The sequence below is a fragment of the Victivallis sp. genome (genome assembly GCF_048170485.1).
Classification (GTDB): domain Bacteria; phylum Verrucomicrobiota; class Lentisphaeria; order Victivallales; family Victivallaceae; genus Victivallis.
Window position 1 is genome coordinate 1 of the sequence record NZ_DBEXAY010000191.1, and the last position, 11,671, is coordinate 11,671.

Here is an 11,671-nt window from a genome sequence, read left to right on the forward strand (position 1 = left end):
GAAGAAACGCTTGAGAATTTTTTATTTATGGGTATAATTAGTTCCAGTTGCAACGTCCAACATCAATCGAAGGGAGACAATGACCATGAACCACGACTTCTACGACGTCAAGGCCAAAGCGAAAGTCAACACCAAGATTACCGCTTGTGTGACCTACGGTGATGCCAGCCGGACTCGTTATGCATTCAAGGGCCAGACCGCCGATGGCCGCAGCCTGACCGCGTTTGTCGGCAAGGATGTCTGGGAGAAGGCGAAGGCCCAGATGAAGTAAGTCTTCCTTCGAGAAGAGATCGTCAGCCCGGTCCTCTGTTGCAGAGGATCGGGCTTTTTTGTTGATGCGGGGGAACGGTGGGGCTGTTTTGAAAATGGAGCCGGGAATTTTTGGTTTCGGGGGTTGAATTCAGCGCAGTTGCCGTTATGTTATTCCGAAACAGAGTCGATGGTGAATTTTTGAGGAGGTGGCGGGAATGTTCCGTGGAATTTACGAAGGGCGCCGGGTGCTGGTGACCGGACACTCCGGATTCAAGGGAAGCTGGCTGGCCGCATGGTTGTTGCGGCTCGGCGCCCGGGTCTGCGGCATCTCCCTGCGCCCGGGGTACGAACCCAACCACTACTCGCTGCTGGATCTCGATCTGGAGTCCGAATGGTCCAACGTGAGGGAGAGCGGGGAGGTTCGGTCGATTTTTGCCGATTTTCGTCCGGAGATCGTCTTCCATCTGGCGGCGCAGGCGCTGGTGCGCCCTTCCTACGAGGAGCCGGCGCTCACGTTTGCGACCAATGTGATGGGGACGGTCAACGTGCTGGAGGCCTGCCGGGAGACCTCCTCGGTCCGTGCCGTCGTCATCGTCACCAGCGACAAGTGCTACGAAAACCGGGAATGGGTCTGGGGCTACCGGGAGAATGACGCCATGGGCGGATTCGATCCCTACAGCGCGTCCAAGGGGTGTGCCGAGCTGGTGACGGCCGCCTACCGGCGCAGTTTTTTCGCGCCGGAAACATTCGGGAAAAAGCATTCGACGCTCGTCGCCAGTGCCCGGGCCGGGAATGTGATCGGCGGCGGCGACTGGGCCGCCGACCGGCTGGTGCCGGATCTGATGCGCTCGGCGGCGGCGCACCGGGAAGAGGCTCTGCGCAATCCGGATGCGGTCCGCCCCTGGCAGCATGTGCTGGAGCCGCTCAGCGGGTATCTGCAGCTTGCCGGGAAGCTGTACGAAGGGAAAACGGAGTTTGCCGACGCCTGGAATTTCGGCCCGGCGCCGACGGCGGCGGGCACGGTGAAGGAGGCGGCCGCGGCACTGCAGCGCAGCTGGCCGGAGGTCCGCTTCCGCGCGGCCGGAGATCCGGATGCGCCGCATGAGGCCAGGCTGTTGCGCCTCGACTGCTCGAAGGCGCAGAGCCTGCTGCACTGGCACGGCGTGTGGGAGCCGGAGACAGCGTTCCGCCGGACGGCGGAGTGGTACCGGGATTTTTATCTGGAACACAAGATCAATACCGATGCGGATTTCGACGCCTATTTCGACAGCGCCGCCGCCGCGGATATGGAGTGGATGAACTGACGTGAAAAAGATCACCGTTGTAAGCAGTTGTTTCAACGAGGTGGAGAACCTCGAGGAGTTCTGCCGCCGGGTACGGGAGGCGTTTGAAAAACTTCCGGAGTATGAGTTCGACATGATCATTGCGGACAACTGCTCCTCCGACGGCAGCCGGGATCTCCTGCGCCGTCTCGCCGCGGAGGATCACCGGATCAAAGTGATTCTCAATGCCGGAAACTACGGGCACATCCGTTCGCCCTACAACGCGCTGTTGCAGGCGGACGGGGATGCGGCGGTGATGATCTGTTCGGATCTGCAGGAGCCGCCGGAGCTGATTCCGGAGCTGGTGCACCGCTGGGAGGAGGGGTACCGGGTGGTCTGCGCCGTCAAGCCGCAGAGCCGGGAGAATCCGGTGATGTTCCGCATCCGCTGTTTCTATTACTGGCTGCTGGATCTCTTTTCCGAACTGCCGCAGCTGCACAATTTCACCGGGTTCGGTCTGTACGACCGCCGGTTCATCGAGGCGTTGCGTCGCTACCATGAGCCGTATCCCTATTTCCGGGGGCTGGTGAGCGAAATCGGCTTCCGGCGCATTGAGGTTCCGTACGTGCAGGAGAGGCGGAAGCACGGGCGCACGAAGAATAATTTTTTCACCCTCTACGACATGGCGATGACCGGATTCGTCAATCACACGAAGCTGCCGCTCCGGCTGGCGGCCTTTTCCGGATTGATTCTGGCGTTTCTGAGCCTGCTGACCGCCGCCGGATACCTCGTCTACAAACTGCTCTACTGGGATACCTTTCAGCTGGGACTGGCGCCGCTGGTGATCGGACTGTTTTTCTTTTCCGCAGTTCAGCTGATTTTCATCGGCGTCATCGGCGAGTACATCGGGGCGATCTGGACGCAGGTGAAGAACCGTCCGCTGGCGATCGAGGAGGAGAAGATCAATTTTGACGACGAGAAGGAGCAGACTGCTCAAGACAAATAGCAAGGAGAAACTTTGAAATGGTGACATTGAAGACCAGCTGTGGCGACATCCGGATTGAACTGTTCGAGAAGGAGGCGCCGGAGACGGTGAAGAACTTCCTCGCCTATGTGGATTCCGGGTTCTACCGGGACACGCTGTTTCACCGGGTCATTCCGGGCTTCATGATTCAGGGCGGCGGCATGGACCGCGACTTCCGTCAGAAGGCGACCAATCCGCCGGTGAAGAACGAGGCGGCCAACCAGCTTCCCAACCGGCGCGGCACGATCGCAATGGCCCGCACCAACGTGGTGGATTCCGCGACCAGCCAGTTTTTCATCAATCTGGTGGACAACGATTTTCTCAACTTCCGGGCGCCGACGCCGCAGCACTACGGCTACTGCGTTTTCGGCCGGGTGGTCGAGGGGATGGATGTGGTCGACAAGATCGCCAAAGTGAAGACCGGAGTGCGGGGGATGCACCGCGATGTGCCGCAGGAAGAGGTGGTGATCCTCGACGCGGTCCGCGACTGACGGGAGCTCCCGATGAAAAATGCGCGTCCTGCCGGGAAGCCGGCGGAACGCGCTTTTTTTGAAAGGAAGTCGTTACTCGCAGAGGGAGCTTACCTGAATCAGCCAGAGCGGATTGTCGGCGGCGACGCGGTCCCAGGCGGCCCGGTCGGCGGAGGGAATCTCCCGGCGCAGTTCCGCGGCGAGCCGGGCGGAGGCCGACGGAGCCGGTGCCGGGTCGCACCGGTGTTCCGAACCGATGAGCAGCAGGGTGAACAGCGCGAGGATGGAAAAGAGCGCCAGCCGGCGCAGACGGTCGCGGTTGATTTTCATGTTCATTTCTCCGGTTGATGGTTGAAATTCTGCTGCAGATCGGCCAGCATCTCCTGCTGCCGTTTCTTCTGTAAATGTTCGTCGATCGCGGCCATCTCCGCGAGGTAGCGCTCGACCGACCAGATTTCCACGCCGACTTCGACGCCGATGACACACGCTTCCCGGCCGGGGGCGAGGCCGGCAAACTCCCGGAACTGCACCGGCAGAGTGATCCGCCCCTGCCGGCTGATCGTTTCCGGCTGGGTCAGGGCGCCGAAACGCCGGAGGGAACGGCGCATCACGAAACTGGACGCAATCTCCCCGACCGCCTGGAGTTCCTGCCGCCGCATTTCCGCATACACCTCTTCCGGATAGAGTGCAATCGCGCCCTCCGGCAGGCCGTGCATAACCACCTCTCCGCTGCAGCGGCGGAGAAAATCATCGACAAAATGCTGGGCCAGCCGGATTCGCCCGTTGCTGTCGACCAGACAGCGATCCTGTCCGCAGAAAGCAAGCATCATTCTCCAGTAAGTTCGGTCGAGTATCCGGAAAATCCGTTTATTTCCAATATATTCCATTTTTTTCCAAAATCAAGCGTTTTTCATTATTTTTTCATGTCTGGCGGCTGTGGGTAAAAAGGAAACAGAAATGTTCCCTGACAGGAGGGATGGCAGAAAAATGGGTTTATCCTCCGGAAAAAAAGGCAAAGTTGCTGGATCGGGGCTTGTTATTTGAATAATTTGGTGTATTAATATGTAATGATTCGGGGAAAATGTGTCTGCGAAAACAGCAATCCTCCGTCTTTTCGTGTATGTGTTATTGAATTTCTGATTCATGAAAATACAATCATAGAGGTGAAAGAGTGGCAACCAACAATGACATCAGAGCGGCAATCGACAACTCCAGACTGACGACGAGGCTGTCGGTCTTCGGCGGCATCGCATCGCTTCTGTTGCTGATCCTTACAATTGTCCTCGGCATGGTGCGGGGCGAGGCCGGAGGCGCGGACGTGTTCAGCCTGGCGGTGATTCCCTTCTCCATGGCGTTGCTCTTTTCGCTTTCCTCGCTGGTGTTCGGTGTGCTCCGCACGTCGGCGGCGCAGGAGGAGGAGGAGAAACAGCTGCTGGAAAAACGGCGCGATGTCAGCGCTCTGGATGTCGAGGAGGATGTCCGTTTCACCGCCGGCCGTTCGTTTGAGAACTACCGGCGTTTTGCTCCGTATGTGCTGGCGCTGCTCGGCGCGGCCATGATGGCGATTTTTCTGATCTATTTCTCGCGCAGCTGGGCGGAGCGGGCTGAGGAGGTTGTTACCGGAACCCCTTCCGGCAACGCGCTTAACGCGGCGTTGCTTTCCGCGATCATGATGCTGTTGAGTGTCTTTTCCGGCGCCTTTTTCGTCGGACAGTCGCGCGGCCGCTCGTTCCGTTGGCTCCGGCCGGTTGGCGCCTGGCTGGTGACCGGATTCGCGGTGATGTTCGTTTCGACGATCACGGCGCTTTTCGCACACAACAACCATCTCGAAGTCGACGGCTATGCGGCTCAGGTGATCTTCTGGATCTTCGCCGTGCTGGGGGTGGAGTTCGTCACCAATTTCATCATCGAGTTCTACCGGCCGCGGACGATGCGGGAATCCCGGCCGATCTTCGAAAGCCGCCTGCTGGCGCTCTTCACCGAGCCGGGCGGCGTGATGCGCAACATTGCTTCCGCGCTGGATTACCAGTTCGGGTTCAAGGTTTCCGGCACCTGGCTGTACAGCTTCATGGAGCGGTCGTTTTTCCCGCTGATCATCGTGTGGGCGGCGATTCTGTGGGGCTTCACCATGATCCACGAGATCGGGCCGAGCGAAGTCGGCGTCAAGGAGAACCTCGGCAAAGTCACCAGCGAGCAGTTGCTGGAGCCGGGCATCTACTGGACTCTCCCGTGGCCGTTCGGAACCGTGAAACGTTTCAGTTGCACTGACTTGCAGCAGGTGGTGATCGGTGAACTCCATGACAAGGACGAGGAGGCCGCTGCGCCGGCCGACGACGGTCACGGCCACTCCGCGCCGAAACCGACCAAGAAGACCGGGCTCAGCCAGGTGGTGCTCTGGACCACTGCGCACGGCAGCGACGATAACAATTTCATCGTGGCGGTTCCGCCGGAGGACGGCAAGGCGGTTTCCGAGGCGGACGGCGCATCGATCTCGTTTGTCCGGATGGTGATTCCGATTGACTACCGCATCCGGCGCGACGGGGTGATGGACTACGCCTACCGCAACGCGGACCCGGTGACCACGCTCAAGCGGATCGGCGAGCAGGCGGCGACGGAGTACCTGGCCAGCTCCTCGATGATGGAGGTCATGTCCACCCATCGGCTCCAGACGGAGAAGGAGATGAAGGAACGGATTCAGAAACTTGCCGACCAGCATTCGCTCGGCATCGACATTGTCGCGGTGACGATTCTCGACTCGCATCCGCCGGTGGAGAAGGTCGCTCCGGCCTACCAGAACGTGATCGGCGCGATGGAGGAGATGGAGACAAAAATTCTCGAAGCGGAAACCTACGCGGTCAAAACGGTTCCCGAAGCGGAATCCAAGGCGCTGCGGATCAAGGTGGAAGCCGAATCCTACAGCCATATGATCAAGACGGTTTCCGCCGCGGAGAGCAGCCGGTTCACCACCCAGCTCTCCACCTACCGGGTGATGCCGGCGATGTTCAAGCTCAAAACCTACCTTGACTTCCTGGAAAAGGAGTGCCAGGGAATCCGCAAGTTCATCGTCGCCTCCGGGTTGAGCGACGAGATTTACGAGCTGAACTTCGAACAGAAGGAGCGTCTCGATCTGATCGACACCGACATTACGGCAATCAAGTAAGTGTAATTCAAAGGCAATTCACATAAAAAACTCTGGAGGTTTCAAACTTATGGCGACGGGTAACTTTTTCAAACATTGGCCGACGATGCTGCTCGGTCTCGTGGTGGCGGCGATTCTTCTGGTGGCGGTATTCTCCTACCAGCTCAACCAGACGGAGAGTGCGGTTGTAACGACCTTCGGGCGCCCCACGGAGGTGACGGAGCCGGGGTTGCACTTCCGCTGGCCGTTCCCGTTCCAGCGCATCTACCGCTTCGACCACCGGATCCGCTGCTTTGAAGGCGGTGCGGGGAAGCTGGAGGAGACGATGACCGCCGACGGCCAGAATATTCTCGTCGGCATCTATGTGAACTTCCGGATTCAGGATGTCAAGCAGTTCTTCATCACGCTGGAGAACATGACCAAGGCGGAGGATCAGCTCAACTCCTGGATGCGCGGCTACAAGAATGCCGCGTTCGGCCGCTACAAGTTCAGCCAGGTGGTGAACACCGATCCGAAGCTGATGAAACTGAACGAGATCCAGGAGGAAATCAAGAAGAATCTCGTACAGATCAGCAAGCCGTACGGGCTGGAGATCGTCAGCGTCGGCATCAACACGATCAACGTGCCCAAGGCGATCAGCGAAAAGGTGTTCGACCGGATGATTCAGGAGCGTCAGCGCGCCGCGGCTCAGTTCCTGGCGCAGGGCAACAGCCGGGCGGAGAAGATCCGGATCGATGCCGACCGCGAGAAGGCGATCACGCTGGCCAACGCGGAGGCGCAGGCCAAGGAGATCCGGGCGCAGGGCGACGCCGAGGCCGCGAAATACTACGCTGTTTTCAAGGAGAATCCGGAACTTGCGGAATTCCTGCGCAAGCTCGATTCGCTCCGTCAGATCATGAAGGGGCGGACCACGCTGGTGCTTGACACCAATGTCGCTCCGTTCGATCTCTTCAAGCCGGGTGCCGAGGTTCTCGGGCCGGTTGCGAAATAACCGGAGGAAGCGCGGATTATGGAAGCAAAAGAACCCAAAGGCGTCATCCGGGGCGATTTTGACCGCTCCGGGCAGTATGAAGCCGGATTGAAATCGCTGGTCAAAAGTCTTCAGTGGGCGTTCGTTTTCCTGCTGGTGGTCATCATCGCCATGCTGGTCTACTTCTTCACCGGCGGCGGATATTTCGCCGTGGAGCCGCAGCGGGCGGTGATTGTGTTGAAATTCGGGAAGATGCTTCCGGAGACCTTCACCTCCGGCGGGCACTGGTTCCTGCCGTATCCGGTGCATCAGTTCATCCGGATTCAGACCAATCAGCAGTTCATGGATGTGAATTTCATCGCGGCGGAGATGCCGGGCGAGGGGGCGCAGAAGTCGCTGGAGCCCGGGCGCGACTCCTATCTGCTGACCGGAGACGCCAACATCATTCACGCCGCCTGGTCGATCGGGTATCAGGTGACCAATCCGGCGAAATATTACGAGATGCTGAGCACGCCGCTGCATCCGGTGGACAACGGCCGGGTGATGCCGGACGAAGTGGTGACCGATGCGAGCGGATTCAGCGGCACGCGCGGTCCGCAGACGCTGATCCGGAATCTGTTCCGGCAGGCGGTGATCCGGGTGACGGCCGGTCTCAAGGTCGATGAAATTCTCTATTCGAAACAGGGGCAGTACAGCGACGAGGTGCGCCGTATCTTCTCCCGGCTGGTGCAGGAAGCCGATTGCGGCATCGAGGTGGAGAACGTCACGCTGAACCGGGTGTTCCCGCCGTCGAAGACCAAAGCGGCGTTCGACGAGGTTGCCGCCGCGAGCAACACGCAGTCCACTTTGATCAACAAGGCCAACGAATACGAGGTTGAGACGAAGAACAAGGTTCTGGCGCAGCAGGCGGAGATCCTGGCGCAGGCCGAAACCTATCGGACGTCGGTGGTGGCCGAGGTGAAAGCGGAGAGCGCGTACTTCACCAGCATCAACAAGGAATATGCCTCCAGTCCGGAGACCGTGCTGATGGCGCTCTACACGAGCACGCTTTCTGAAGTGTTGCAGTCACAGGCGCAGGAGAGCAAGTTCATTCTGGGCACCAACAGTTCCGGCAAGGGCCGCAAACAGCTCTGGCTGAAACTGAATCCCGAGCCGCGGACCAAAGCCGAGGCGAAAGGAGAGGAGAAGTAAATCATGGCGGAAGAGCTCGATATGAAAGATAAGAACGCTGCCGGGGCGGTTTCCGGCGAAACCTGTTGCTGCGGTCACGATCATGCTCATGAGGCGGAGAAGGCCCATTCCGCCGCCTGCTGCTGTCACGATCATGATCACGATCACGAGGAGAAGAAGGGCTTTTGCCCCTGCGGCCATGATGCGGTTTCCGACGGGGTCGGGCACGACCGGGCGATGGGGCGCATCTTCTTCGCGCTGCTCGGCGGTCTGCTGACGGTCAACTCCTTCCTGCTGGAGTGGCTGTTGCCCGGGCAGCAGTATGCGGCGAGCATGAGCGCGCTTTTTGGCGCTTTCATCCTGGCGCTGCCGATCATCATCACGGCGATCAAGGATTTGATCAACGGCAAGGTGTACATGAATGAACTGGTCGCGCTGGCGATTCTCGCCGCGCTGGCAAGCGCCGACTTTCAGACGGCGGGCATCATCGCCTTCTTCCTGCTGTTGACCATCATTATTGAGACGCGGACCGCCAGCGGTGCACAGCGGTCGATCGAGGAGCTGATCAAGCTCACGCCGAACACCGCCCGCCGGCTGGACGGCGATCAGGAGATCGAAGTACAGGTGACCGACCTGGCGATCGGCGACCGCATCCGGGTGCGTCCCGGTGAAAACTTCCCGGTGGATGCGCGCATTATCGCCGGGGAAAGCACGGTCAATCAGGCGTCGATCACCGGGGAATCCCTTCCGGTGGACAAAGGGGTCGGCAGTGACGTTTTCGCCGGTACTCAGAACCTGACCGGTCTGGTCGATCTGGAGGTGACCAAGGTGGGCGAAGATACCACGCTCGGCAAGGTCAAGGATATGATTCTCCAGGCGGAAGCGAGCCGCACGCCGGTGGTTCGCATCATCGACCGCTATGCCGGGTACTATACGCCGGTGGTGCTGATGCTCGCCTGCGTCACCTGGGGGGTCACCGGTGACATCAGCCGGGTGATTACGCTGATGGTCATCGCCTGCCCCTGCGCGGTGGTTCTGGCGACGCCGACCGCGGTCGTGGCGGCGGTTGCCGCGGCCGCCCGGCTCGGAATCTTCATCAAGAACGTCAGCCACCTAGAGCTTGCCTCCAAGCTGACGGCATTCGTCTTCGACAAAACCGGTACGCTCACCGACGGACTGCTTTCGGTGGTGAAATTGAATCCGTTCGGCGAGGTGTCGCCGGCGGAACTCCTGCGCATCGCGGGCTCTGCGGAGCGTTATAGCAACCACCCGACGGCGGTGGCGATTCAGAACCTGGCTGCGGAGGCCGGGCTGGAGCTCGGTTCCGCCGAGGAGTTTCAGGAGGCGCCGGGCAAGGGTGTTTCGGCTAAGATTGAAGGGGTTCCCTGCCTGATCGGCCGCGCCAACTGGATGCGCGACATGGGCGTGGTGGTTCCGGAGCACGACAGCTCCGAGACCGAGGGGATGAGTGTGGTTTACGTCTCCCGCGGCGGCGTGGTGCTCGGCTGGATCGGTTTCCGCGATAAACTCCGCCGGGAGGCGCCGGCGATGATTGCCGACCTGCGCCGTCTCGGCGTGCGGTTCTGCGCGATGGTGACCGGCGACCGGCAGTCGGTGGCCGAAACGGTCGCATCGCAGCTGCAGATCGATGAGTTCCGCAGCGAATGCCTGCCGGAAGGCAAGGTGGAATTTGTGGAGAACATCAAGAAGACCGCGCGGGTTGCGGTGGTCGGTGACGGCGTCAACGACGCCCCGGCGCTGGCGGCGGGCGACCTCGGCATTGCGATGGGGGCCATCGGCAGCGACATCGCGATCAACAGTGCGTCGGTGGCATTGATGACGAACGACCTGCGCCGGATTCCGATGCTGGTCTATCTCTCGCGCAAGTCGCGGATGGTCATCAATCAGAACCTGCTCTTCGGAATGCTGTTCGTTTTCGGCGGTATGGTTCTTTCGGTGTTCGGCTGGATGACGCCGATCTGGGCGGCGGTGCTTCACGCCGGCAGTACGCTCATCATCATCTTCAACAGTGCCCGTCTGGTGCGCATCGGCGAAGAGCTGACGCTGGAAGAGGGCGGAGACGAGCCGGAGTTTTAGGCGGAAACGTCATGCAAATCAAGCAGCGAGGATTTTGAATTACCATGGCTGAACAACGTGAACCGATCGTCCGTGCTGTCGGGCTGACCAAGGAGTTCCGGGACTTCTGGGGGCGGCCGAAAGCGAAGGCCGTGAACGATATCGATTTTGAAATCTATCCCGGCGAAGTGGTCGGTCTGCTCGGCCCCAACGGCTCCGGCAAATCCACTACCGTGAAGATGCTGCTCGGTCTGCTCTATCCGACCGGCGGGCGGCTCTCGGTGATGGGGCGGTCGCCGCGCGCGGTGGAGACCAAGCGGGAGATCGGTTATCTGCCGGAGGATTCCTATCTGTACAAGTACCTGACCGCGGAGGAGACGTTGGATTTCTTCGGGTCTCTCTTCAATCTCTCGCGGGCCGACCGGAAAAACCGGATCGACCAGCTGCTGGAGATGGTGGGGCTGGCCCATGCGCGCCGCCGCCGGGTGGGCGAGTTCTCCAAGGGCATGGCGCGCCGCATCGGTCTGGCGCAGGCGATGATCAACGACCCGGCGTTTCTGATTCTCGATGAGCCGACCAGCGGACTGGACCCGCTCGGCTGCAAAGAGGTCAAGGATCTGATTCTCGCCTTGAAGAAGCGCGGCAAGACGGTGGTGATCACCAGCCATCTTCTGAGCGATATTGAAGACATCTGCGACCGTGTCATCATTCTCTACGGCGGTAAAATCCGGGCGACCGGGAGTTTGAACGAGCTCCTGACGGTGACCGATGAGAACCGCATTACGACGCCGGCCCTGCCGCCGGCGGCGATGGCGCGGCTGGTGGAGCTGTTGCGTTCCAGCCTCGACGGCGAAAATTTCCGGATCGATCATCCGCGCCGGAGTCTGGAGGAATTCTTCCTCGATGTGATCGCCCGTGCGAAGTCCGACAGCGTCGAGACCGCCGGTGTGGTCGGCGGCGGCAAGATCGCCGAGTATCTGGCCAAAGGCGACGAATCGAGCGCCGTGCTGGAGACGCTCATTCAGGAGGTCAAGACGCCGGAACCTGCGCCGGAACCGTCGGCCGAGCCGGAGAAACCCGCGGAGAAGGCGGCTGATCTCTCCGAAAAGCTGGAAGTTCTGACCGAAGGGGAGAAGCCGCAGCCGGTTGCTCCTCCGCCGCCGGCGGAATCGGTGGAAGAGAAGAAGCTGGACGAGGTCAACGCGAAACTCAACGACATTCTGGGTACCCGTAAATGAAGGCTTTCTGGGCAATCGTAAAGCTGACGTTCCGGAACGCGATCCGGTCGCACATCTTCCAGCTGCTTTT

11 protein-coding genes are annotated in these 11,671 nt (G+C 60.1%); 9 read left to right on the forward strand and 2 right to left on the reverse strand.

What is annotated here, in order from left to right:
• Nucleotides 1-85 precede the first annotated feature (85 nt).
• The 4 genes from ACMLHG_RS09940 to ACMLHG_RS09955 all read left to right on the forward strand — a co-directional run bounded on the left by ACMLHG_RS09940 (nt 86) and on the right by ACMLHG_RS09955 (nt 3,029).
• Nucleotides 86-271 (forward strand): hypothetical protein, encoded by a 186-nt coding sequence (locus ACMLHG_RS09940; RefSeq protein ID WP_294436978.1) that lies wholly within the window; start codon nt 86-88, stop codon nt 269-271.
• A gap of 196 nt (nt 272-467) precedes the next feature.
• Nucleotides 468-1,556, forward strand: coding sequence for a CDP-glucose 4,6-dehydratase (rfbG, locus tag ACMLHG_RS09945; RefSeq protein WP_417170390.1), 1,089 nt, complete (start codon nt 468-470; stop codon nt 1,554-1,556).
• Between the two features lies 1 nt (nt 1,557).
• Nucleotides 1,558-2,520: a glycosyltransferase family 2 protein gene (locus tag ACMLHG_RS09950; protein WP_295811286.1), complete on the forward strand. Its 963-nt coding sequence runs from the start codon at nt 1,558-1,560 to the stop codon at nt 2,518-2,520.
• A 17-nt stretch (nt 2,521-2,537) separates the two neighbouring features.
• Nucleotides 2,538-3,029, forward strand: a complete 492-nt coding sequence (locus tag ACMLHG_RS09955) for a peptidylprolyl isomerase (protein ID WP_295811290.1) — start codon at nt 2,538-2,540, stop codon at nt 3,027-3,029.
• 72 nt (nt 3,030-3,101) lie between these two features.
• Here the strand turns inward: ACMLHG_RS09955 and ACMLHG_RS09960 are convergent, their stop codons facing one another.
• Both ACMLHG_RS09960 and ACMLHG_RS09965 read right to left on the reverse strand, forming a co-directional pair.
• Nucleotides 3,102-3,338: a hypothetical protein gene (locus ACMLHG_RS09960; protein ID WP_294436985.1), complete on the reverse strand. Its 237-nt coding sequence runs from the start codon at nt 3,336-3,338 to the stop codon at nt 3,102-3,104.
• A 2-nt stretch (nt 3,339-3,340) separates the two neighbouring features.
• Entirely contained in the window at nt 3,341-3,838 is a 498-nt protein-coding gene (locus tag ACMLHG_RS09965) for a division/cell wall cluster transcriptional repressor MraZ (protein ID WP_294436987.1), read from the reverse strand.
• Between the two features lie 341 nt (nt 3,839-4,179).
• On the opposite strand from ACMLHG_RS09965, the gene hflK reads away from it, so the two are divergent.
• Genes hflK through ACMLHG_RS09990 form a run of 5 tightly spaced genes read left to right on the forward strand, consistent with a single transcriptional unit; the run spans nt 4,180 to nt 11,601 of the window.
• Nucleotides 4,180-6,168, forward strand: a complete 1,989-nt coding sequence (gene hflK / locus ACMLHG_RS09970) for a protease modulator HflK (protein WP_417170391.1) — start codon at nt 4,180-4,182, stop codon at nt 6,166-6,168.
• Nucleotides 6,169-6,217: 49 nt separating this feature from the next.
• Nucleotides 6,218-7,138, forward strand: a complete 921-nt coding sequence (hflC, locus tag ACMLHG_RS09975) for a protease modulator HflC (RefSeq protein WP_294436990.1) — start codon at nt 6,218-6,220, stop codon at nt 7,136-7,138.
• A gap of 18 nt (nt 7,139-7,156) precedes the next feature.
• Nucleotides 7,157-8,308, forward strand: coding sequence for an SPFH domain-containing protein (locus ACMLHG_RS09980; protein WP_294436991.1), 1,152 nt, complete (start codon nt 7,157-7,159; stop codon nt 8,306-8,308).
• Between the two features lie 3 nt (nt 8,309-8,311).
• On the forward strand, nt 8,312-10,384 hold the full coding sequence (locus tag ACMLHG_RS09985) for a heavy metal translocating P-type ATPase (RefSeq protein WP_417170392.1): 2,073 nt from the start codon (nt 8,312-8,314) through the stop codon (nt 10,382-10,384).
• 44 nt (nt 10,385-10,428) lie between these two features.
• A complete protein-coding gene (locus tag ACMLHG_RS09990) occupies nt 10,429-11,601 on the forward strand; it encodes an ATP-binding cassette domain-containing protein (protein WP_417170393.1) in 1,173 nt (390 codons plus the stop codon).
• The last annotated feature ends 70 nt before the right edge of the window (nt 11,602-11,671 follow it).

Excerpts from the sequence above, each read along its gene's own strand:
- ACMLHG_RS09940 (WP_294436978.1), top strand. The coding sequence starts at position 86 with ATGAACCACGACTTCTACGACGTCAAGGCCAAAGCGAAAGTCAACACC.
- rfbG (WP_417170390.1), top strand. The coding sequence starts at position 468 with ATGTTCCGTGGAATTTACGAAGGGCGCCGGGTGCTGGTGACCGGACAC.
- ACMLHG_RS09955 (WP_295811290.1), top strand. The coding sequence starts at position 2,538 with ATGGTGACATTGAAGACCAGCTGTGGCGACATCCGGATTGAACTGTTC.
- ACMLHG_RS09960 (WP_294436985.1), bottom strand. The coding sequence starts at position 3,338 with ATGAAAATCAACCGCGACCGTCTGCGCCGGCTGGCGCTCTTTTCCATC.
- ACMLHG_RS09965 (WP_294436987.1), bottom strand. The coding sequence starts at position 3,838 with ATGATGCTTGCTTTCTGCGGACAGGATCGCTGTCTGGTCGACAGCAAC.
- hflC (WP_294436990.1), top strand. The coding sequence starts at position 6,218 with ATGGCGACGGGTAACTTTTTCAAACATTGGCCGACGATGCTGCTCGGT.
- ACMLHG_RS09980 (WP_294436991.1), top strand. The coding sequence starts at position 7,157 with ATGGAAGCAAAAGAACCCAAAGGCGTCATCCGGGGCGATTTTGACCGC.
- ACMLHG_RS09985 (WP_417170392.1), top strand. The coding sequence starts at position 8,312 with ATGGCGGAAGAGCTCGATATGAAAGATAAGAACGCTGCCGGGGCGGTT.
- ACMLHG_RS09990 (WP_417170393.1), top strand. The coding sequence starts at position 10,429 with ATGGCTGAACAACGTGAACCGATCGTCCGTGCTGTCGGGCTGACCAAG.